This is a genomic window from Caldisericum insulae, assembly GCF_047785965.1.
In the GTDB taxonomy this organism is placed as follows: domain Bacteria; phylum Caldisericota; class Caldisericia; order Caldisericales; family Caldisericaceae; genus Caldisericum; species Caldisericum exile_A.
Map to the genome: position 1 here is coordinate 1 of NZ_JBLOBF010000010.1, position 20,259 is coordinate 20,259.

A 20,259-nucleotide genomic window follows, 5' to 3' on the forward strand; every position below is an offset into this window, starting at 1 on the left:
GTAGCTTCTTAATTTTTAATCTCTCCATTTTTAACCTCCTTAAAATCTTAATATTTTTTGTTCAAAATTCAACTTCCTATTTACTTTTTATGCTACTCTCATATTGCACCACTTCCTTTAAAACATACCTCTTAATAATTCTGCTATTTTATTCCTCTGTAGTCTGTAATCCTTCTCAGCAGATTTATTTCTGCGCTAATATTCTTCTCATAAATTTCTCCTCATATATATTATAGACGCTCAAACTCCAAAAAAGTTCCATTAATTTCGAAGGAATTTTTGCAATTTTTCAATAAAACTTTTTACTTCATGCGAGTAATTCTTTAACACATTCTCTTTCTTGAATCTTTTCCTGTTTCCGCTAAAGAATATAAGACGATATATGAGTCTATATTTTTCCAACTCAATAAACTTATTTCTTAAGTAAGGCTTTTCTAAATGCCTCTAGATACATAAAAACTTACGGAGACTTGCATTTTTTTTTAAAAATTTTTAAAATAATAAGAGAAGCTCAATCTAGATTAAAAAATACTAAAGTAAAAAAGGGGTGATATATGCAAATTAGAAAGATCTTTGTAAATGGGATAGTTTACCCGCTAATGGAAAGAATCAAAGGTAACAAAATTAGAGCATATTATAAAGAACTTAAACTAACAGAAAAATATGATAGAGCACAAATAGAGGCATTACAAAGGGAAAAATTAAAAAACCTTCTTTTGTATTGTATAAAAAATGTGCCTGCTTATATGCATCTTGCGTATTTAGAACCAATGATAAAAGAAGATCCATTAGAGGCTCTTAAAAGTTTCCCTGTACTTACTAAAAAAGATTTTTCTAAAGAACCTGAAAAGTATTTATCTCTCAATGTCGACAAAAGTAGTCTTATTCATTATACTACGGGTGGCTCAACTGGCTTACCTGTAAAATTCTATGTCGACAGACCCACTTTGGAGCATTACGCGGCAGCTAGATTGCGGGGTTTATCATGGTGGGGCATCGAAATTGGAGATCCATGTGTAATGATCTGGGCCTCTCCAATTGAGCTCAATAGATATCAGAATAAATTATACAGATTAAAAGAGAGACTTTTGAGGAATATAATACTATTTTCAGCATATGATTTACAGCCAGCGAAAATAGCTGACCTTGTCAAAATAGTTGACTCTTATAAACCTGTGTACTTCTATGGTTATGCATCTGCATTGTATGTTTTTGCTAATCTAATGGAAAAGCAAAATCTAACTTTTGCCACTCGATTTAAAGGAGTGGTTTCTACCGCTGAAACTTTGTCCGATGAACAACGCAAAGTAATTGAGCGTGCTTTTGGTGCTCCAGTTATAAATGAATACGGCGCAAAAGATGGAGGCATAATAGCCTACCAATGTCCTGATGGCAATATGCATGTAACCGAAGAGAATCTTGTTCTTGAAGTATTAGATATTAAAACTAATGCAAGAGTGGAGGATGGGCAAAGTGGTCTTGCAACTATAACCGATTTAACTAATTATTCTATGCCAAGAATCAGATATCAACTTGGGGATGTTATAACATTATCTAATAAAAAAGGTTGTCCCTGTGGAAGACAATTAAAAATTCTTGAAAGAATAGAAGGAAGAGAAGATGATGTGTTTGTTTCACAAAGCGGAAGACTAATTCACGGAATCTACTGGGCCCATATTGTAAGAAATATGAACGGGATTCAACAATTCCAATTAATACAGCATGACTTAAACAATGTTACACTACGCATAGTGCCTAATCCTTCATTGTTTGATCCCAAAGAGGTTAATAACTTGGTAAAAAGAATCTATGAAGCCTTAGGAAATGTTAATGTACAGATTGAGTATTGTGACGAAATTAAACCATCTGCTTCTGGTAAAATAAGGTATTCAATAAGAAATTTCCCTTTAAACTTATAATTCTTGTATCTTTTGGATTTATTTGTGTTAATCTTGTCAAAAGCCAGGAGGAGCATATCTAAAAAGATATTGAAACTCACTCCTGGCTTTTACCTTAGTTAGGAGTAATTTACTTAATCAATTATTTCAAATTTGAAATTACCGAAGTTACCACCTGGTAGTACGTATTTAAATGTAAATGTAGTTCCAGTGCCGGTAGCCATAATCCAATAGTTGTTTGGGGAAATTTTTGTGGTAGTGTACCACCCATTAGTCGAAGTCCACAATACTATACGTGCATAATTGTTTCCTGTAGCTGACCAATTTGGCGTTATCTTAATCCTCTTTCCACCTGGATTAGTTATAGTAATAGTATAGACCATTCCGTAATTTCCACCTAGTTGTGAGCTTCCTAGAACATCAGTGCCATTTTCATATTCATTTTGATTAAGACTTGGGCGCCATTCTGACAATACAAATGATTGGTAGCTTGAAGCATCTATTAATGTTGAATTCGATAATCCATCATTTTGGAAAAAGCCTGTTGTAGTACTAGAACCAGATGCGGAGTCTCTACTGTAACTAAAAACCTGTTGTGCAGTAGCAGAAGTAGGGCCATGAAAAATTCTCACTTTTACATTAGATAGACTCGACTTTATCTTGACCTTCTCGTTTACTAATTTTGCTGTTGGTGTATCCACATATACCAAAAATGCGTAGCTGTAGCCTGACAACGAGAGTGTTGTAGCTCCTATGCCCATTTGATAGTCCCTTTGAAGAGGAGCAGTTAAATCTAACTCACTTGATTGGTCCGTATTAGAATATCCTGTTGTTTTTGCATAAACAGTAATAGTCGCACTTGAAGCATTAGGGTTATAAATTGCTATACCAATTCTTTTAGTAGTCCCTGTTAAATTGTGGTGATATAGTTCTATATCATATGTGTAACTGGAAGACAAGGTCTCTTCTATCGTATATCCGTCTGAGCTTGGGATGTTCTCCGGGTTATCAGAAAAGATATATTTATTCCCACTGTGGGAAAAGTAAGCCCGATTTGTATAGCTGAAGCATTAGACGGAATCTGGAGTATCAGCCCACTTAAGATAACAGCTATACCTATAATCCTTGCAATCTTAACTGTAGTTGATTTTAAAAAATTTTCTATTTAATGTCCTCAACATAAATGCCTCCTTGTTTTTAATTTTTGGTTTTTCTTTTTCCGCAATTTTTTCTATTTTTTTCCTTTCTCACCTTCCTTATACCAGGAGCCTTGCCCTCGTTTTAAAGCATCACTCCCCAATCCCAAGGGAGATTCCGCTCCTGCAGTTACTCAAAGAGATATTTTAAACCTAAATTGAGCGATTTTTTATCACTCTAAAAAAGTTTAGTACTTTTTTGAAAAAATTGTAAGTTTTTGGAGCATATTTTTCTATTTTTGTATTTTGTTCTATTTAAAGTAGTGTGAATGCGCGCAATATCATGAATAATCTGGATAGTTTTACTGTATTTTATGAATTCTAAGCATAGTTACCCTATCTCTAATTGTTTTGGGAAGAAAATCTTACGGAATTGATTAACCTGTCTTTAATCTTCCGAAAGCTGCATTATTCGTGAGCAAATTCTACATTAAATCCATGTTTTACCCAAAAAATATATGAAAAATTTGGAGAATCGCTCAGATTAGGTAATTAATAAAATTAATTCTTCTCTTTACAAGATAAAAACTTTTTGTATACCGATTACCAATATAATTAGTGTTAATTATTAAAACAATACCAAAACGTAATTAGAGTTCTCTATAAGGGAGTACTGCGAAAGTATTTGGCGGTCTCATGTTATTGAGCTTATGTAATTATTCCTCATTTCTTATTTAAGTTGTTATTATATTCAATTAAGTTTGATGCTTGTTCTACCGGTAATATCCGGCTTACTGCTTCTTTTGTAAGAAGTTTTAAAAGGAATTTTCTATGAGAGCATACCATGATTTGAAAAACGGGGAGGTGATTGTTACTTCCACTTTATCTTGCATAAAATTAAAGCCTTACAACGTAACTCCTTAAAACTGCAGATAATTAAATTCCATTTTCTTTTAAATCAAGAATTATTAGAGAAGTTCATGCGGAAGACAATTTTTCATCTATAATATAATCTTGCTACTTTATTGAAACTGTAATTTGTCCAGTGTAACTTATAGTAATATTCGTCGAATTGTATATAATTATATAATATCTATGGTCAATATCGAGATTGAGACTGTGACTCATTGAACCACTTGACGAAAGCCATGATCCTACTTCTGTATTTGTAGTTGAATCTTCAACCACCGCAAGGATTGGAGTTCCACTTGGTGACCAATTTAAAGACAGGTTCATCCAATCACAACTGGAAGGTAGGTTATAAATAACAGCCTCTTCTCCTCCAAGAGAACCACTTATTGGATAATAGGAATAAAACTCTGGATTAATAGATACATTTTTGTTTGATTCAGAATTTTTACTATCTAGATTTGGATTATAAGATGGAGGAAATTTTATAGATTTTTTTGAAAGCTTTGAGTAGTTTTCTGCTAATACTTTCAAATATGCATACTCTTTTGCTAGCTCCTGAGCATTTTTAAGGAAAGATATGTCTATATTTTGAGTTGTGATTTTATAAGTATCATCTGGATGAATCATAACTTTGTTTAATTGATCTGCAGCTAAAGTATTTTGATTCGATTGGGGAACGACTCCCAATAATGTTAACAAAAGCATGCCAATTAGTGTCAAAATGATTACTTTTTTCGTTTTTGCTACACCTCCAATCAAAAACATTGTAGCACTTTTTAAAAATTTATCAATATTCAATTAGAAAAATTTTTGCATATCGTTTAAGATTAGAAAAATTGAAATAGCCTCTCCATTCTGAAAATTTAAAAAAGGCTCTCTTTAATGTAAAAGAGAGCCTTAAGGAGGATAAAAATGAAAAAGTTAATCTTTATTTGGGATTTTCTTTTATCTGATTTTTAACTCTTTCAATTGCTTCCTGAAGGGTTTTTTCATCCGCAAGGTAGTAATGATTGACTGCTTTTAAGTTTTCATCAAACTCATAAACAAGTGGAATTCCTGTTGGTATATTGAGGTGTGGAATTTCTTCATCAGAAATATTATCAAGATATTTAACGAGTGCTCTTAGAGAATTTCCATGCGCAGAAATAATTACTCTTTTCCCTTCTTTTACCATTGGAGCAATTGTAGAATGATAGTATGGTAGCACTCTGTTTAACGTGTCTTTTAGCGATTCAGAAAGTGGAATTTCATCGTCTTTCAAATCTTTGTATTTGGGGTCAAATCTCGGATTTCTTGGATCATCTTTATCAAGCGGTGGGGGTGGAACATCGTAAGACCTTCTCCACAGAAGTACCTGTTCTTCGCCATATTTTTTGCTCATTTCTCCCTTATTAAGCCCTTGAAGTGCTCCGTAGTGCCTTTCATTTAATCTCCAGTGTTTGTATTCAGGTATCCACATTAAATCCAAATCTTCAAGTACAATCCACAGAGTTTTAATTGCTCTCTTTAGGACAGATGTAAAGGCAACATCAAAAATATACCCTTGCTCCTTTAATAACTTTGCTGCAAAATGTGCTTCCTCGATGCCTCTTTCTGATAAATCAACATCTGTCCATCCTGTAAATCTGTTCTCTTTATTCCAAATACTTTCGCCGTGCCTTAGCAAAACCAATTTATACATTTTCATCACCCTTCCTTTCTTTAAGGTACATTATTAACATCTGGATATCAGACGGTCTTACGCCTGTAATTCGCATTGCTTGTCCAATAGACTTCGGCTTTATCTCCGAAAGTCTTGTCCTTGCTTCCTTTGAAAGCGATGGTACTAAATTATAGTCAATATCATCTGGAATTTCAAAACTCTCAAATCTCAAGAACTCTTTTGCTTTATTCATTTCACGCTGAATGTATCCTGCATATTTTGCCTCAATTTCAATTTCCATAAGGATTTCGTCATCAAAATCAACAAACCTTGAGTCAAGTTTCTTTAAAGTATCCTTTGTAAAATCTTGCCTTTTAAGAAGATCAAAAAGGGTTAAAGGTTGGTTTATTTCCTTTACTTCAAGTTCTTTTAGCTTTTCTACGTTTTCTTTGTTTGGGTATATTGTCGTTTGTTCGAGGATTTTTTTAATCTCTTCAAGTTTTCGCTCCTTTTCCTCAAACATTCTAAATTTCCATTCTTCAACAACACCTATTTCATAACCTTTTCTTGTAAGTCTTAAATCTGCGTTATCTTGTCTTAAGATTTGTCTATATTCACAATGCGATGGTGTAATTCTATAAGGCTCAAATAGTTCCTTAGTTAGAAGGTCATCAGTCATAACACCAAGATATGCTTCATTTCTTCTTAAAATAAATGGTGCCTTACCTTGTACTTTGAGAGCCGCATTTATACCCGCAAGTAGGCCTTGACCTGCTGCTTCATCGTATCCAGTTGTGCCGTTAGGCTGTCCTGCAATGAAAAGCCCTTCAATGAGTTTTGTTTCATAAGTGAGGTTTAACTGCGTTGGTATAATGTAATCGTAGTCAATTACATATGCGGGCCTTATTATTTCAACATTCTCAAGCCCGGGGATTGTTCTTAATACTTCAAGTTGCATATCATAAGGCATTGACATATACATTCCCTGCATGTACATTTCATTCGTGCCAAACCCTTCTGGCTCAAGGAAGAATTGGTGTCTTGTTTTGTCCGGGAACCACCGTACTTTTTCTTCCATTGAAGGGCATGTTCTTGGTCCTGTCTTAACCATTAGTCCCGCAACTGATGGTGAAAGGTGCATATATTTTCGTGTCACTTCTATTGTTTTTTCATTAGTCCATCCAAGGTAAGAGGGAATTTGATTGTCGTAAACTTTTGGCTTATTCCAAAAAGAAAAGTGTAGCGGAACAAAATCACCAACTTCCTCTTGGAATTTGCTCAAATCAATAGATCTTTTATCAACTCTCGGCGTTGTCCCTGTATTAAATCGAGACATTCTGAAACCTAGTTCTTTAAGTTGATTTGATAGCGCATTTGAAGGAGGTTTAATCCACCTTCCTGCTTCCATCGACCAGGAAGAAATGTATATACGTCCACTTAGATATGTACCAGTGGTTAATACCACAGCATCAGCATAAAAGACACTGCCATCTGCAACTTGAACCCCTTTTATTCTATTTCCCTCAATGATAAGTTTTTCAACAAGCCCTTGCCTTAGGTGTAAATTGGGCTGATTTTCTAAGCGCTCTTTCATTTTTCTTGAATAGGCCCATTTATCAACTTGTGCTCTCAAACTCCAAACAGCAGGACCACGCGAAGTATTAAGCATCTTAATCTGAGTTAGTGTTTCATCTGTGGTCATTGCCATTGCCCCACCCAGTGCATCAATTTCTCTTACAACTTGTGATTTTCCAGGGCCACCAATAGCGGGATTACAAGGCATCCAGCCAATACTGTCGTTATCAATTGTAATAATAAGGGTTTGAACACCCATTCGTGCAGAGGCAAGAGAGGCTTCTACCCCTGCATGTCCTCCGCCTACAACAATTACACCATAATATTTTTCCTTCATCATAGTTTATATTATACACGTTTAAGACATATTCGTAAAGTTAAGAGAACAATCTTGCGAATAAAATCTCTATGAACGGCAAAAAGATAACTTTAGGGCAACTTGAGGAGCACATCTTTAAGGCTTGGATATTTGTAAACGGATTTAAAAGGAATAGTATAAAAGTGTAAATACTCTAAAAAAAGCTTATGGAAGATCTATTGAAAAGCGAAATTAAATTATTTAATAAAGGAGGATTAAAATGATCCCAAAATTTCATAAATTAATGAAACCTATGCTTCAATTCTTACAAGATCAAAAGGATCATACAATAGATGAAGTCGAAGACTACCTTGCTAATCTTTTTAAACTCACTAATGAGGAGAGAAACGAGCTTTTGCCTAGTGGTAAACAAAGGGTATTTAAAAATAGAGTCTATTGGGCAAGGACATACCTGAACAAGGCAAAACTTGTTGATGTCCCAAAAAGGGGAAGTATAGTAATAACAGACCGGGGGTTGAAAGTCCTTAAGGACAACCCATCGGAAATTGATGTAAAATATCTAACGAAGTTTAACGAATTTGTCGAGTTTTATAAAGGCTATAAAAAAGAGAAGTCTACCGAGATAGATATTCAAGAAGCTACTCCAGAGGAAGTTATTTTCCAAAAGATAGAGGAACTTAATAGTATCATAAAAAGTGACCTTAGAAAGAGAATTATGGAGGCTTCTCCTAGATTTTTTGAGCGCTTGATCCTTGATCTTATCGTAAGTATGGGTTATGGTGGCTCCTTTGAAGAGGCAAGTAAGCTTCTTGGGAAGAGTGGGGATGAGGGTATTGATGGTGTTATAAAAGAAGATGTCTTGGGCTTAGACAAAATTTATCTTCAAGCAAAACGATGGGATAACTCCACAATAGGAAGAAAGGAAATTCAAGCATTTGTAGGGGCACTTCATGGAAAGGTAGCAAAAAAAGGAATATTTATAACCACATCGACTTTCACAAAAGACGCACTTAAATATGCTGAAAAAATTTCCGATATGAAGGTTGTTCTAATTGATGGTGATAGATTGCTTGATTATATGTTAAAATATAATGTTGGTGTAGAGCAAAAAACAACAATTGAGATAAAGAAGGTTAACGAAGATTACTTTGAAGAATATTAGAAGTGGAGTAAAAATGTATTCAGGCTTTGATTGGAGAATTAACATAAGGGATGTAAATCCTACTGAACCAACAAGGAAAATTATTGATACTACTAATTATACTTATGGGAAAAGATTTAATGGAAGATTTTAAAATTTCAGAGATAATTCGATCAAAAAGGAAAACAATTGCACTCATCATAAGTGATAATGCTAAACTTATCGTTAAAGCACCAGATAAAACATCTATTGAAGAAATTTATGAGGTTGTTAAGAGGCATAGAAGATGGATTAAAAAGCATATTGAGTTTGTTAAAGGTCTTCCAAAAGATAAGGAAAAACAATTTACTGAGGGAGAGAGTTTTCTACTTCTTGGAAAAGCATACAGTCTCTTTCTTTCAAGAGATAGCGAAACTCCTCTTAAATTTGATAATGGTTTTTATCTTGATGAAAGATATAGAGAAAAGGCAAGGGAACTTTTTATTGATTTTTACAAGAAAACTGCAAAGGCTATCATTAGCGAAAGAGTGGATTATTATTCTAAGCTTACAGGAATAGAATATAAGGGAATTAAAATAACAAGCGCAAAAAAGAGATGGGGCAGTTGCTCAAGAAATAACAACTTGAGTTTTACTTATAATTTGATTATGGCGCCTCTTTCAGTTATTGATTATGTTGTGGTGCACGAGTTGTGTCATGTTTTAGAGCATAATCATTCAAAAAATTTTTGGGATAAAGTGAAAACAATAAAACCAGATTATGAAGATGCAAAGAAGTGGTTAAAAGAAAAGGGACATTTGCTTTATATTTGAGGTGATGAGATGGATCTAAATTCCTATGAGTCTGCTATCGAATTTCTCTTAAGGAACCGGCTTTATCCTGTGAAGAAGAATTGAAAAACAAGCCAATATCATCCATCTCATGAAACTGAACCATCAGAAGACTTGCTTTTAACAAGAGATTAATCGAAGCGCTCAATATTATAAATATCAAAGTGCTTGATCACATTATCCTCGGCAAGAATTTTGAGGAAAATTTTAGCCTTTGTAAATAACGGCCTTATATAGACATTACTACATTAGGGGTTTTATTATTTCTCTCGAAATTATCTTTGTGGTGTAAGAGTAGGGTTTTACATATCTATCTGCTAATCTTACAATAAAAATTCCAATTGAAAGAGATACAAGCGTTGTGATGAAAATTGTAAAGTCTTTCAAATTCGAAATTTTAATGTTATATCCAAATTCTAAAATTGAACCTATAACAGCGCCTACAACAATGAATATCATTGGTATGCCATAAACTATAAATAATCCTCTATTTAAGTCTTTTTCGCTAAATTCAAACTCTACATAATCACCTATTTTTGCGTCAATTGTGTTTTTTACCCAGACTGTCTGCCCTTCTTTTAAAGAGTTATTTGAGCACTCATTCTTTAAAGCACAAGAGGAACATTGGGATTCTCTTGGTGCGACAACCTCTATATATTCGCCATGGATTGCTTTAACTGTTCCTGTTCCCTTCATATTTAATCTCCTTCCAAATTGGTACAGATTTTTTAACTTCTTCAATAATCCATTTTGTAATTTCAAATCCCTCTTCTCTATGTCTTGAAGAAACACCAACATATAGAGAGGTTTCCTTTAAGGGAATATCGCCAAGTCTATGAACAATGATGACATCAAGAATACCATCTCTTTTTAAAGCCTCTTCCTCGATTTTTTTAAGTTCTTGAATTGCCATCTCTTCATATGCAGTGTATTCAATTGAAGAAACATCGCCGTCTTCGAAACCTTTTCGTGGCTCTCCAAGAAAAACAACAATACTTCCTCCTTCTTCGTTTCTTAAAAGTTCAGTAAGTTCAGATTCATTAATCTTACCCTTAGTTAGTTTTACCATTATCCGCCTCCAACAGGTGGAATAACCGCAACTTCCTCATCACCTTTAAGTTCATAGTTAAGTGTTTTGTATTCTTTATTTACCGCAAAGGCGCAGGTATCCAGAAGATAAGAGATCTGAGGTAAACTCTCTTTGAGTACATCTTTAAGCATGCCTAAAGAACCCCTAAACTCTAATTCAATTGCATCTTTTCCAGAAACTCTTTTTACTTCTCCAAATAAAAGCACCTTAATCATACATATATTATAACTAAAAAAGTAATAGTTGCGAATAAGTGATTAGAATATTCTTAAGAGTTAAAGGTAACCTTTTATCTTTTGTATAAGTTTTTTGAAAAGGGATTGCTTTGTTATATAGTTTAAATTTGTGTCTTACTTTGTGATGAAATGCATTCTTTTGATTAATTCAAGGATGGTTTTTTCACTCTTACAAAACAATAAGTTTGTTTAAGAAGAAAGAATCCTTATAAATCAAATAATCTCTTATGTGTTTAGCTCAGGGAAAGCTTTTTCCCTATCTTAATGTGGCATTTTTGTCAAATACCCTTCACTTGGTAGATGCCCTCTACTTTAACCTTATAAGGCAAAATTATTATTTGGAAGAGTATTGATGGAACATCCTAAAACTTTTCTTTCAATACGTTAAGCATGCATAGTTACATTAATAAATGTTATTTAGAGTTTAAATAGTATAGGAGTTGAAAGAACATTATATATTATGAACGTAGAATCTTTAGCGAACTCAATATAAAGCTGATACGCAAAAGCAGATCGGATTTTTTATTTCTATCCCTTTTACAGCAAGACTCTCAAAAGAAATCTTTCTTAGGCGTAGGAATACGAATACTTATCAATTTATACAAACTTCTTTGTGTAAAATGGAAATAATATCAAGTAGAGTAAGTAATGTGATTGTTGATACGAATTTAAAAAACATGTTTAAAGAAAGGGTTCTAAGAGTAGAATCTAATTATTTTATTCATTGTGTTAGTTCTTTATGTTGTACTGGATAGAATAATGGTTAGCAAAGGATTATACAAAGAGCAGTCTCTATCCAATATCATATATGAACTGAAGAAACTTAAAGTTGCTGAGACAAACAACGGCAAGAAGTTCTTAACAGAAATGTCAAAAACAAAAAACCATTTACAAGGAATTTGATGTCCCACTTCCAGAGATAACATAGTTATATAGAGTATATTTTACCTACCTAAAATTTTCGATTTTCTAAAAATTTTAAAAAATTTTTCAAAAACCCCTTGACTTAAAAAAAAATGACTATCATTTTATAGAAGTATAAAAAAGGAAAAGCATAAAAGGAGATTTAATATGGGACTTACTGAAGTAGGAATACCAGAAAAGTCCGCAGTGTCAATTAAGAATACAAGAATCTTAAGCATTACATTCCCAAACATCTTTGATGTTGCAACCAAGCGCAACTTTATCAAAGCATCCTGTTTAGTAAGCCATGGCTTAAATTTCTTAAAGAAAGGAGATGAAAAACATGGAAGTATTGGTAGATAAAAATCCCGCGGAAGAAGCCAGATGTGGGGTGTGTATTAGTGGTAACAACGTAGAGTAAGTTTATTTTTGCCATATATGCAGGGAATTTATCCCTGCATATATGGCTTCAAGGAAGGAGGATGAGTTTGTTCATGCTTAAAAAATCTCGATTAGTTAAAAGGATTTCCTATAATGAAGAAAAGGACATACTGTTGTCCAATCTAACTGGTGATTTAGTTTTGGTTAATAAGAATGTAAGTAGTTTGCTTGATAAGTTCGAAAATCCTCAAAATGAGTATAATTTTACCGGAAAAGAAAGGGATATAATAGAAAAATTAAAAAATGTTGGATGCCTAGTAGATAGTGAAATAGACGAAATGGAACTGCTAAGGAAACAATTTGAGTTTTACAGAAAAAATAGTAAATCAGGATACGCCTTTTTTGTCACTACTTCCTGTAATTTTAATTGTAAATATTGTTATCAGGAAAAGAATAATCTTTCGATGTCAGAAGAGATGGCATTTAAAATTGTTGAGTTTATAAGTAGTTCATTAGTTACATCCAACGAAGACAGTGTAATGGTCGAATTTACAGGAGGAGAACCTCTTTTGCAATTTCCACTTATAGAAAAGATTATTAATAGACTTGAAAAACTCTCAAAAGAGAAGATATTTAATATAGGATTGGCAACAAACGGGTCTTTATTATCAAAAGAAGTCTGTAGTTATTTAGGCTCACACAATTGGGCATGGGTACAAGTAACACTTGATGGACCAGAAGATATTCACAATACGCTACGTCCTTATTCTAACGGAAAAGGTAGTTTTAAAGATGTAAAGGAAGGTATATCTAATGCCTTAGGCTTTTGCCGGAAAATCGTAATAAGAACAAATATTGATAAAACTAACGAAAGTTATGTTACAACATTGTGGCAATCTCTAAAAGATGAGGGCTTTTGCAGGGAGAATGTATATCTTTCTCCTATGCTTACAGGAGCGCCTCTTCAATCTTCTAAGAACAGAAAACAAGTTTGTTACACACCGGATATGGGTAGTGAAAAACTCACTAGATATATAGACCTAGCTCACAAACTGGGATTTAAAACAACATATTACATTCCTCGTTTTATGTACTGCGGAATTTTGATGACAAGAAATAATTTGATGTTTTACCCTGATGGGAGTATTTTTACATGCTGGTATGCAACCAGTGGGTTAAAAGGGGAACTTATGATAGGTAATATTAATAATAATCCTATATTTAATGAAAACAAAGAGAAATTAGATCGTTGGAATGTGCTGGATTATGAGAAATGTAGAACATGTGATATTGTTAGTTTTTGTGGCGGCGGATGTATCGCAAATGCTTTAGCAAATGGAAAGGATAACTTAGAGCCAGAATGCCCGCCTTATGCTTATAGGTTTGAGGAATATATAAGAGGATATGTGAAATACAAAATGCTTGGAGGCAACAAAAATGGATGAAACTTCTCCTGCGGTTTTTGTAAGTAATTTATCAAAGGTATATTCAGACGGTACAAAAGCACTAGATTCTGTATCGTTTACCATTGATGATGGAGTAACATGTATAGTAGGACCAAATGGAGCAGGTAAAACAACCTTAGTAAAAATAATAGCTACTCAACTAAAGCATACATCCGGTACAGTTGAAGTCTTAGGTTACGATATCGAAAAGGAAAAAGACGAAATAAAGAAGAGAATCGCAGTGGTTCCACAAGAAGGTTTACCAGTAAACGAACTGACACCTTTTGAGCATGTTTATTACTATCTATTGGCAAGAGGTGTGGATAAAGAAAATGCATATAAAAATACAGAATACATTTTGAAGACTCTTGATTTATGGAAGATAAAGGATAAAGTTGCCTTAAATCTTTCAGGCGGCCTAAAAAGAAGGGTTTTGATAGCTATGGCGTTAGCTACCAAAGCAGATCTTATTCTTCTGGATGAACCGACCGTCGGTTTGGACCCTATTTCGAGAAAAGAAACCTGGGATTTTATAGCAAATATCGGAAAAGAAGGAACAAAAACAGTTATAACCACACATTATATGGAAGAAGCAGAAGCATTGGCAAAGGAAGTAATAATAATAAATAAGGGTAAAATAATTGACAAGGGTAGCCCTCAAGCACTCAAAAGAAACTTGCGATTTGACAAGAAAATAGCTGTTGGAAAAAACGTTGAAAGAAACTTCTTGGAGCGTTTTGGAAAAATAGTCTCTTATGGGAACGTTTGGTTCCTCTATCCGGATAACTTAAATTTTACTATTAACGAACTTTTAAGTAAAAACATCAGCGTCCAAATTTTGCCGACATCACTTGAAGATGTTTTTATAGAGGTGATAGCAAATGAAAAGAAATAAATTTAGGCAACTGTATGGGATAGTAGCAATTTATGCGATACCTCTTATTAAAAGAAATCCAATCTGGATGATTACCTCTCTAATTATACCCTTTTCTTTTGTTGTAATGTTCTATTTTGTCGGAGGTAAAAATTTAAGTGTCCAAGCTCCAGTTGGTGCTTTGACCATTTTATCTTTTAATGCAGGACTTGTGAACCTTCCACAATACCTTGTTATGAGTAAGTTTCGTAAATTCCATTACTATTTCATCTCTGCGCCTATCTCTGCAATACTGTATAATTTGGGTATTGCTATTGCAATGCTTATCCCCACAATACCTGGATTAATTATAATGTTACTTTTATGTTATATTTTAAGAGCAAAATTCTCAATCTTGGGGATTGGAGCCCTTATCCTAACAATTTTATTAACATGGGCAATTGGCAGTTTGTTTGGTTTCCTAATAGGTATGAGCTTCAATAGTCCTATGTACATAAGCGCGATTGCAAATACAGCAGGTCTTTTATTGGGGACTCTTCCTCCAGTCTATTATCCATTAAATTACGTATCTTTTGCTTGGAGAAATGTTTTGTTAATTATTCCTACTGTTAGTTCTGCACATTTGATGAGGTGGGCATTGGGAACAATAAAAGTTTCGATAGCGGAAATAGTATTATCTTGCGTTATTCTATTAATTTATGTTTTTATATTCACTATCGTTGTACAGAGAAAGACACAGTGGATGGAGAGCTAACCTCTGTATGGCAAAGAAGATTTATAAAGAATTACAGCATCATATAAGGTTGGAGAAATAAAATAACCTGCCCTATCATAAAAGGTGTAGTCTCCTAAAGTTGTTATATCTATTAATATTGGCATTTCTTTAATACTTTTCATAAGAGTTTCCTCTATTGATCCTCTGGGAACGTTTATTTTTCTTACGGTATTGGCGTAAATTGATGTGTATATTTCGCCCTCGGTAGGTAGAATATCAATAGAATAAACTTGATTTGTATAGTTCTTAGCCAGATATTCGCCTAACTTTGAAAAAGAACAATCCCATGAGAACGTATATTTTGCAGTGTGCCAGTTACCAAAAACCCCTATTACCTTTTTTCTTTTCTTTTTCACCAATTGCGTATATGTCTCAACAAACCTTTCTTTTAAAAATTTCTCGCGAAGTTCATTAGAGCCATCTTTAAGGATTTGACTGCTTAACCTATTATACTTAATAAGTTTCCATATTTCTTCGAAGTCTCTTTCATTTGTCTCCTTAATTATTTCTTCCTTATATTCTTCGAAAGTATTTTCTAATGTTTCCATTATCTTAATATTCATTTCCTTATTTTGCATCCAAAAAGGAGAGAGGCTTTTTAAAATTCTCGCTTTTAATTGAGCCCCGGATAATTTATTTACATATTTCTCAATTTGGTAGATTAAAGCGTAGTTAAAATGGTCTACATCAATGCTCCATATTCTAATCTGTTTATAAGAAGGCAAGATCGCATTAAATTCGTAAAGTCTTCTAAAAAAGTTTCCTTCGTCCCCGATAATTCTATAATATCGATAATCACCAGTTTGTAAGTATTTGTTATAAATCCGGGTAAAACTGTATGGAAATTCAACAAATAAGTCCCTATAACCAAATTTATTAAGATGTTTTATACATTCAATAAGAATATCGTAAGATTCTTGAGAGTGGTGTGCCCCTACTCCAAATAAAATAATTGGATGACACTTTGTAACTTGTCCTAAAAAGTTATCAAACTCCTCACTATTAATTTTATAGCTATTAAATTTTGCATGTTGAATAAATATTTTCCTTTTCTTCTCAAACTCTACAATGCAATTTTTGCCAAAATCCAACAGCCACAGTTTGTCTTTTCCTTTAGTAACTACCAACCAAGATTGATTCTTTTTAACAAGTAACAAGTATCCCTCATGATAATCAACTTTAGTTTTTACCTTATATTCCATGACACATATTGGATCTTCTACTTGTATTTCTTGAACTTTAATTTCCTCAACTCGCCCTTCATTATTGAACAAATTTTCAATGAACTTTTCGCTTGGAAATACGGGCTTAAATACATATTGTAAAGCTTCAGAAAATTTTTCTTCATTATATAGTTCTACAAGTTTTTATATTGTGTCCTTAGGCATCATATATTTTATTGTACCCTAAATTTAGAATCAAGCAAATTTTTTATCGCTCTAAAAAATTAGAGTACTTTTTTGAAAAAATTTGCAAGTTTTTTTAGTGTAATTTTTCTGTCTTTGTATTTTATTATGCTTAATGTGATTCAAACGCATCACAGCAATCTTTATAAGTCTTTTTCTTATTTTTGGAATTTTTTCATCTTTTTTCATCACATCACTTCAGCAATATGACACCGCTTTATCACTTAACAGGTAGAAACACTTTTTTGTGTGTGCCCAAATTTATTTCTCTGTAAACTTCGCTTTTCGTGAGCAGATTATTAAATAATTTGAATTTTTAGGTTAGGTTTTATGAAAGCAACTTTTACCTACCTAAAATTTTCGATTTTCTAAAAATTTTAAAAAATTTTTCAAAAACCTCTTGACTTTAAAAAACAAATGACTATCATTTTATAGAAGTATAAAAAAGGAAAAGCATAAAAGGAGATTTAATATGGGACTTACTGAAGTAGGAATACGAGAAGAATCCGCAGTGTCAATTAAGAATACAAGAATCTTAAGCATTACATTCCCAAATATCTTTGATGTTGCAGACAAGCGGAACTTTATCAAAGCATCCTGTTTAGTAAGCCATGGCTTAAATTTGCTCAAGAAAACAGGCATCATGTTTTTCTCTTTCCAACATCAATACATACAAACATCGCCTTCTCAATTTCTTGCTTCATACACTTCATCTCCTTTCTCTTCCTTCCGAAGAGTTAGGCATTTGCCCCTACACTTCTACCACCACAGTCTTGTTTCAAAAAAGAGATTTACCTCAAAAGACACTCCCAACTTAGTTAACAGTATTTCAGGTAGAAGGCAGGATAAGCATTCTTATTTAAGGGATAAGGAAAACCTTTTCCAAGGAGGAAACAACTTTCTCTTGCCTTCTCTTAGGGAGCAACATATTAATGCTTTTAATAAGGCTAATAGAAAGATAGATTTTAGACCTATCTACTCTATAGTCTAAACATATTATACAAGGAGGTGGAAATGAGGATTGGGAAGTATGTAAGATTTTTGACTTTTGATGATAGAATTTTTGCCTATAATGGCGATAAACGGCGGTTTATGTGAGGTAGAACAGACAGTCTATGAGAAAATAATGGAAGGAAGATTTGATGAAATAAGGTTAGTAGATCCAACTATTTATAATGAGCTTAGAAAAACCTTTTACATTGTCTCTGATGATTTTGATGAACTTTCATTTGTAAAATATCAGACATGGAAATCGAAATTTAAAAACGATGTTTTTGCTATAACTATTGCGCCAACTATGGATTGCAATTTTAAATGCTTTTATTGTTACCAACAGGATTATAAACAGCCCGAATATATGAGTAAGGAAACCGCAGATAAGGTAATCTCCTTTATTAAGCAACTAATTAACCAAAATACTAAAGTTTCGGTAGCGTGGTATGGTGGCGAACCCTTGCTTGCAATAGAGGTTATCGAGTATTTGTCAAAAGGATTAAAGACAATTTTATTTAGCGAAGAAAATAAGAATAAAATTAGTTCAAAATTTACATCTTCATTGGTCACTAACGGGTATCTTTTGAATGAAAAGAATTCAAAGATCTTATCAGAAGAATGCAATATTAAGATTGTACAAGTTACTATCGATGGTCCTCGAGAAATAAATGATAGAAGACGTCCTCACAAAAATGGTGGTCCTGTTTATGATATAATTGTAAAGAATTTAAAAGACAATGCACATTTTTTTGAGCGAATATTAGTTAGAATTAATGTAGACAAAACGAATGAGTGGTTTATTTCAGATTTGCTAGAAGAATTAAAAAGTATGCCCAATAATATTCATCCATACTTGGCACCTCTACATACTGATAACGTATCAAATGTTACTTTCTCTGGAATATGCTACGATTCCAAAGATTTCGGACTAGAGGTTGAAAACCGACCTGAACTTGTTGGTCTTCTAAAGTATCCCCAGCCAAATTATGGAGTTTGTGGTGCTACAAAAGAGAATTCTTTTTGTGTAGATCCTGAGGGTTACCTGTATAAATGTTGGAATGAAGTAGGTCAGAAAGAGAAAAGCATAAGCAGTGTCGAATCTCATATAACAAATTACAAAAAGATACTTAAAGTGGATTACATTTGACCCTTCCAACTATTCTGAATGCGGAGAGTGTCCTATATTACCGATATGCAATGCTGGCGGCTGTCCTTACAGGGTACTATTTCCCGAGGAAACGGGCCACGCAAAAGAATGTCTATCAGACAAGTTTAATTTGGAAAAGAATAACTACAATTATAAAATATTGTAAAAAGTCATAGGGAGGTTCGAAGTGACGCAAATTTTGATGGAAAATGTGAGTTTTAAATTTGGAAGATCCTTTAGAATCTTGGAAAATTTTTCATTAGAGGTAAAGAAAGGAGAGTTATTGTATCTGGAAGGTCAAAACGCTTCAGGGAAAAGTACTGTTTTGAAAATCTTATTGGGCATAATAAAACCAGACCAGGGTATAGTGAAAATTTTGGATAAAAATCCTTATTACAATCCTGAAGTATTGAAAAAAGTGGGTGCTGTCGTCGATGGAATGGGTTTCTACGTCGATTTGAGTTTAAAAGAAAATGTTCTGCTATTTGCAAAAGAAAAGGGCATAAATGACGAAAGTGTGAAGATGCTTGAGAATTATATAAAAATGTGGAATATTGATTTTGAAACTATTTACAAAAAATCATCTCATGGGATGAGAAAGATAGCACAACTCACTTTTTCTATTATGGGAGATCCTGAAATCCTTATATGGGACGAGCCAGAACTTGCTCTTGATGAAAAGCGACAGGAGGTTTTACTAAATTTAGTAAAGGACTACAAATCCAGACAAAAAACACTTGTTATTGCAGGGACAAACCCTAATTTCTATGGAAATCTTATTGATAAAACAGTTCACAAGGAGGTAATACTATGAAGATTCTATTTAAGCAAAAACATTGGATAGTGGTACAAACAATATTTTTTATCTTAGCTATATTGGCGTCAATTGGTTTTATGAAAGAGGTTGATAAACCGGTAGGTGGTCTTGCAATAGGTTTACATATGATTGCTAACACACATGAGTACACAATTCCAATTCTTTTTATTCTATTTTCAGACCTTATATTCAATGTTGAGTATGTGTACGGAACATTTCTTTCATATTTATTGTGTGGCCAGAGCAGGAGAAGGTGGATGTTAAAAAAATCAATAAGCTTTTATATCTTTATCCTGCTTCAATTTTCAATCACATTTATTGCTATGTCTTTAGTCTCAGGCTTAATTTTAGGACACATTGGATTTGAGGGATTAAAAAGTGTAGATAGTGAATTGTACCAGATGAGTACAATTAACATCATTAAAGCAATAGGTCTAAATATTCTGAAGACATTTATTCTTGTAAGTATTGCAGTGTTTGTATCAACTCTTTTCCCTCACAAACTTGTTATTGGAAGCGTTACATCGATAGGACTATTTTTTATCATGGTAAAAATTATGAGTATCCTTCACGAAGTGAACTCGAATAAAAAACTTTTTGATCTCATCGCTAGGAGTTTTTTTCTTGAAAATCCAACGAAATCTGCCATAATTCTTGGAGTTTTCTGGTTTTTATTCTTCACCTGGCTCTCCATTGAACATGTAAGTAGAATTGAAATTGTAAACCGTTGAGAGTGAAT

Annotated in this window: 22 protein-coding genes; 14 read left to right on the forward strand and 8 right to left on the reverse strand. The window is 33.2% G+C overall.

The features are described 5' to 3' along the window. Window positions 1-554: 554 nt before the first annotated feature. The gene (locus ACMV0E_RS06375; RefSeq protein WP_416085550.1) at window positions 555-1,919 is read left to right on the forward strand and encodes a phenylacetate--CoA ligase family protein; all 1,365 of its coding nucleotides are present in this window, start codon (window positions 555-557) and stop codon (window positions 1,917-1,919) included. A 113-nt stretch (window positions 1,920-2,032) separates the two neighbouring features. Here the strand turns inward: ACMV0E_RS06375 and ACMV0E_RS06380 are convergent, their stop codons facing one another. The 4 genes from ACMV0E_RS06380 to mnmG form a co-directional block, all read right to left on the reverse strand. Beyond that, entirely contained in the window at window positions 2,033-2,857 is an 825-nt protein-coding gene (locus ACMV0E_RS06380) for a hypothetical protein (RefSeq protein WP_416085551.1), read from the reverse strand. Between the two features lie 1,194 nt (window positions 2,858-4,051). After that, window positions 4,052-4,711: a hypothetical protein gene (locus tag ACMV0E_RS06385; protein ID WP_416085552.1), complete on the reverse strand. Its 660-nt coding sequence runs from the start codon at window positions 4,709-4,711 to the stop codon at window positions 4,052-4,054. Window positions 4,712-4,874: 163 nt separating this feature from the next. Then, window positions 4,875-5,627, reverse strand: coding sequence for a 2,3-diphosphoglycerate-dependent phosphoglycerate mutase (gpmA, locus tag ACMV0E_RS06390; protein WP_416085553.1), 753 nt, complete (start codon window positions 5,625-5,627; stop codon window positions 4,875-4,877). Further along, window positions 5,620-7,503, reverse strand: coding sequence for a tRNA uridine-5-carboxymethylaminomethyl(34) synthesis enzyme MnmG (gene mnmG / locus ACMV0E_RS06395; RefSeq protein ID WP_416085554.1), 1,884 nt, complete (start codon window positions 7,501-7,503; stop codon window positions 5,620-5,622). The genes gpmA and mnmG overlap by 8 nt, the downstream gene beginning before the upstream one ends. A 238-nt stretch (window positions 7,504-7,741) precedes the next feature. Here mnmG and ACMV0E_RS06400 point away from each other — a divergent pair, with 238 nt between their 5' ends. The 4 genes from ACMV0E_RS06400 (at window position 7,742) to ACMV0E_RS06415 (ending at window position 9,677) form a co-directional block, all read left to right on the forward strand. Next, window positions 7,742-8,644, forward strand: a complete 903-nt coding sequence (locus ACMV0E_RS06400; RefSeq protein ID WP_416085555.1) for a restriction endonuclease — start codon at window positions 7,742-7,744, stop codon at window positions 8,642-8,644. Beyond that, window positions 8,631-8,777: a hypothetical protein gene (locus ACMV0E_RS06405; protein ID WP_416085556.1), complete on the forward strand. Its 147-nt coding sequence runs from the start codon at window positions 8,631-8,633 to the stop codon at window positions 8,775-8,777. The genes ACMV0E_RS06400 and ACMV0E_RS06405 overlap by 14 nt, the downstream gene beginning before the upstream one ends. Beyond that, a complete protein-coding gene (locus ACMV0E_RS06410; protein WP_416085557.1) occupies window positions 8,764-9,435 on the forward strand; it encodes a M48 family metallopeptidase in 672 nt (223 codons plus the stop codon). The genes ACMV0E_RS06405 and ACMV0E_RS06410 overlap by 14 nt, the downstream gene beginning before the upstream one ends. Before the next feature lie 122 nt (window positions 9,436-9,557). After that, on the forward strand, window positions 9,558-9,677 hold the full coding sequence (locus ACMV0E_RS06415) for a JAB domain-containing protein (protein WP_416085604.1): 120 nt from the start codon (window positions 9,558-9,560) through the stop codon (window positions 9,675-9,677). Between the two features lie 19 nt (window positions 9,678-9,696). Here the strand turns inward: ACMV0E_RS06415 and ACMV0E_RS06420 are convergent, their stop codons facing one another. The 3 genes from ACMV0E_RS06420 to ACMV0E_RS06430 are packed head-to-tail and all read right to left on the reverse strand — an operon-like array spanning window position 9,697 to window position 10,758. Then, window positions 9,697-10,149 (reverse strand): SoxR reducing system RseC family protein, encoded by a 453-nt coding sequence (locus ACMV0E_RS06420; RefSeq protein WP_416085558.1) that lies wholly within the window; start codon window positions 10,147-10,149, stop codon window positions 9,697-9,699. Beyond that, entirely contained in the window at window positions 10,127-10,522 is a 396-nt protein-coding gene (locus ACMV0E_RS06425) for a molybdopterin synthase catalytic subunit (RefSeq protein WP_416085559.1), read from the reverse strand. The genes ACMV0E_RS06420 and ACMV0E_RS06425 overlap by 23 nt, the downstream gene beginning before the upstream one ends. After that, window positions 10,522-10,758, reverse strand: coding sequence for a MoaD/ThiS family protein (locus ACMV0E_RS06430; protein ID WP_416085560.1), 237 nt, complete (start codon window positions 10,756-10,758; stop codon window positions 10,522-10,524). The genes ACMV0E_RS06425 and ACMV0E_RS06430 overlap by 1 nt, the downstream gene beginning before the upstream one ends. Before the next feature lie 747 nt (window positions 10,759-11,505). Here ACMV0E_RS06430 and ACMV0E_RS06435 point away from each other — a divergent pair. The 5 genes from ACMV0E_RS06435 to ACMV0E_RS06455 all read left to right on the forward strand — a co-directional run bounded on the left by ACMV0E_RS06435 (window position 11,506) and on the right by ACMV0E_RS06455 (window position 15,136). Then, a complete protein-coding gene (locus tag ACMV0E_RS06435) occupies window positions 11,506-11,682 on the forward strand; it encodes a hypothetical protein (RefSeq protein ID WP_416085561.1) in 177 nt (58 codons plus the stop codon). A gap of 168 nt (window positions 11,683-11,850) precedes the next feature. Next, complete coding sequence (locus ACMV0E_RS06440; RefSeq protein WP_416085562.1) at window positions 11,851-12,045, forward strand: hypothetical protein; 195 nt, start codon at window positions 11,851-11,853, stop codon at window positions 12,043-12,045. Between the two features lie 131 nt (window positions 12,046-12,176). Beyond that, window positions 12,177-13,508, forward strand: a complete 1,332-nt coding sequence (locus tag ACMV0E_RS06445) for a radical SAM protein (RefSeq protein WP_416085563.1) — start codon at window positions 12,177-12,179, stop codon at window positions 13,506-13,508. After that, window positions 13,501-14,403, forward strand: a complete 903-nt coding sequence (locus ACMV0E_RS06450; protein ID WP_416085564.1) for an ABC transporter ATP-binding protein — start codon at window positions 13,501-13,503, stop codon at window positions 14,401-14,403. Before ACMV0E_RS06445 ends, ACMV0E_RS06450 begins: the two co-directional genes overlap by 8 nt. Further along, entirely contained in the window at window positions 14,390-15,136 is a 747-nt protein-coding gene (locus ACMV0E_RS06455) for a hypothetical protein (protein ID WP_416085565.1), read from the forward strand. Before ACMV0E_RS06450 ends, ACMV0E_RS06455 begins: the two co-directional genes overlap by 14 nt. Here the strand turns inward: ACMV0E_RS06455 and ACMV0E_RS06460 are convergent. Further along, window positions 15,133-16,359, reverse strand: coding sequence for a TraB/GumN family protein (locus tag ACMV0E_RS06460; protein ID WP_416085566.1), 1,227 nt, complete (start codon window positions 16,357-16,359; stop codon window positions 15,133-15,135). The genes ACMV0E_RS06455 and ACMV0E_RS06460 overlap by 4 nt on opposite strands. 676 nt (window positions 16,360-17,035) lie before the next feature. Between ACMV0E_RS06460 and ACMV0E_RS06465 the strand changes: the two genes are divergently transcribed. The 4 genes from ACMV0E_RS06465 (at window position 17,036) to ACMV0E_RS06480 (ending at window position 20,251) form a co-directional block, all read left to right on the forward strand. Then, window positions 17,036-17,554, forward strand: coding sequence for a hypothetical protein (locus ACMV0E_RS06465; RefSeq protein WP_416085567.1), 519 nt, complete (start codon window positions 17,036-17,038; stop codon window positions 17,552-17,554). 60 nt (window positions 17,555-17,614) lie between these two features. Then, complete coding sequence (locus tag ACMV0E_RS06470; RefSeq protein WP_416085568.1) at window positions 17,615-18,703, forward strand: radical SAM protein; 1,089 nt, start codon at window positions 17,615-17,617, stop codon at window positions 18,701-18,703. Window positions 18,704-18,890: 187 nt separating this feature from the next. Then, complete coding sequence (locus ACMV0E_RS06475) at window positions 18,891-19,517, forward strand: ATP-binding cassette domain-containing protein (RefSeq protein WP_416085569.1); 627 nt, start codon at window positions 18,891-18,893, stop codon at window positions 19,515-19,517. Then, window positions 19,514-20,251, forward strand: a complete 738-nt coding sequence (locus ACMV0E_RS06480; RefSeq protein ID WP_416085570.1) for a hypothetical protein — start codon at window positions 19,514-19,516, stop codon at window positions 20,249-20,251. Before ACMV0E_RS06475 ends, ACMV0E_RS06480 begins: the two co-directional genes overlap by 4 nt. Window positions 20,252-20,259: the final 8 nt, after the last annotated feature.

Coding starts and splice junctions, on each gene's coding strand:
- gpmA (WP_416085553.1), bottom strand. CDS start 5,627: ATGTATAAATTGGTTTTGCTAAGGCACGGCGAAAGTATTTGGAATAAA.
- ACMV0E_RS06440 (WP_416085562.1), top strand. CDS start 11,851: ATGGGACTTACTGAAGTAGGAATACCAGAAAAGTCCGCAGTGTCAATT.
- ACMV0E_RS06425 (WP_416085559.1), bottom strand. CDS start 10,522: ATGGTAAAACTAACTAAGGGTAAGATTAATGAATCTGAACTTACTGAA.
- ACMV0E_RS06455 (WP_416085565.1), top strand. CDS start 14,390: ATGAAAAGAAATAAATTTAGGCAACTGTATGGGATAGTAGCAATTTAT.
- ACMV0E_RS06420 (WP_416085558.1), bottom strand. CDS start 10,149: ATGAAGGGAACAGGAACAGTTAAAGCAATCCATGGCGAATATATAGAG.
- ACMV0E_RS06460 (WP_416085566.1), bottom strand. CDS start 16,359: ATGGAATATAAGGTAAAAACTAAAGTTGATTATCATGAGGGATACTTG.
- ACMV0E_RS06470 (WP_416085568.1), top strand. CDS start 17,615: ATGATAGAATTTTTGCCTATAATGGCGATAAACGGCGGTTTATGTGAG.
- ACMV0E_RS06450 (WP_416085564.1), top strand. CDS start 13,501: ATGGATGAAACTTCTCCTGCGGTTTTTGTAAGTAATTTATCAAAGGTA.
- ACMV0E_RS06410 (WP_416085557.1), top strand. CDS start 8,764: ATGGAAGATTTTAAAATTTCAGAGATAATTCGATCAAAAAGGAAAACA.
- ACMV0E_RS06465 (WP_416085567.1), top strand. CDS start 17,036: ATGGGACTTACTGAAGTAGGAATACGAGAAGAATCCGCAGTGTCAATT.
- ACMV0E_RS06400 (WP_416085555.1), top strand. CDS start 7,742: ATGATCCCAAAATTTCATAAATTAATGAAACCTATGCTTCAATTCTTA.
- mnmG (WP_416085554.1), bottom strand. CDS start 7,503: ATGATGAAGGAAAAATATTATGGTGTAATTGTTGTAGGCGGAGGACAT.
- ACMV0E_RS06445 (WP_416085563.1), top strand. CDS start 12,177: ATGCTTAAAAAATCTCGATTAGTTAAAAGGATTTCCTATAATGAAGAA.
- ACMV0E_RS06480 (WP_416085570.1), top strand. CDS start 19,514: ATGAAGATTCTATTTAAGCAAAAACATTGGATAGTGGTACAAACAATA.
- ACMV0E_RS06430 (WP_416085560.1), bottom strand. CDS start 10,758: ATGATTAAGGTGCTTTTATTTGGAGAAGTAAAAAGAGTTTCTGGAAAA.
- ACMV0E_RS06385 (WP_416085552.1), bottom strand. CDS start 4,711: ATGTTTTTGATTGGAGGTGTAGCAAAAACGAAAAAAGTAATCATTTTG.
- ACMV0E_RS06375 (WP_416085550.1), top strand. CDS start 555: ATGCAAATTAGAAAGATCTTTGTAAATGGGATAGTTTACCCGCTAATG.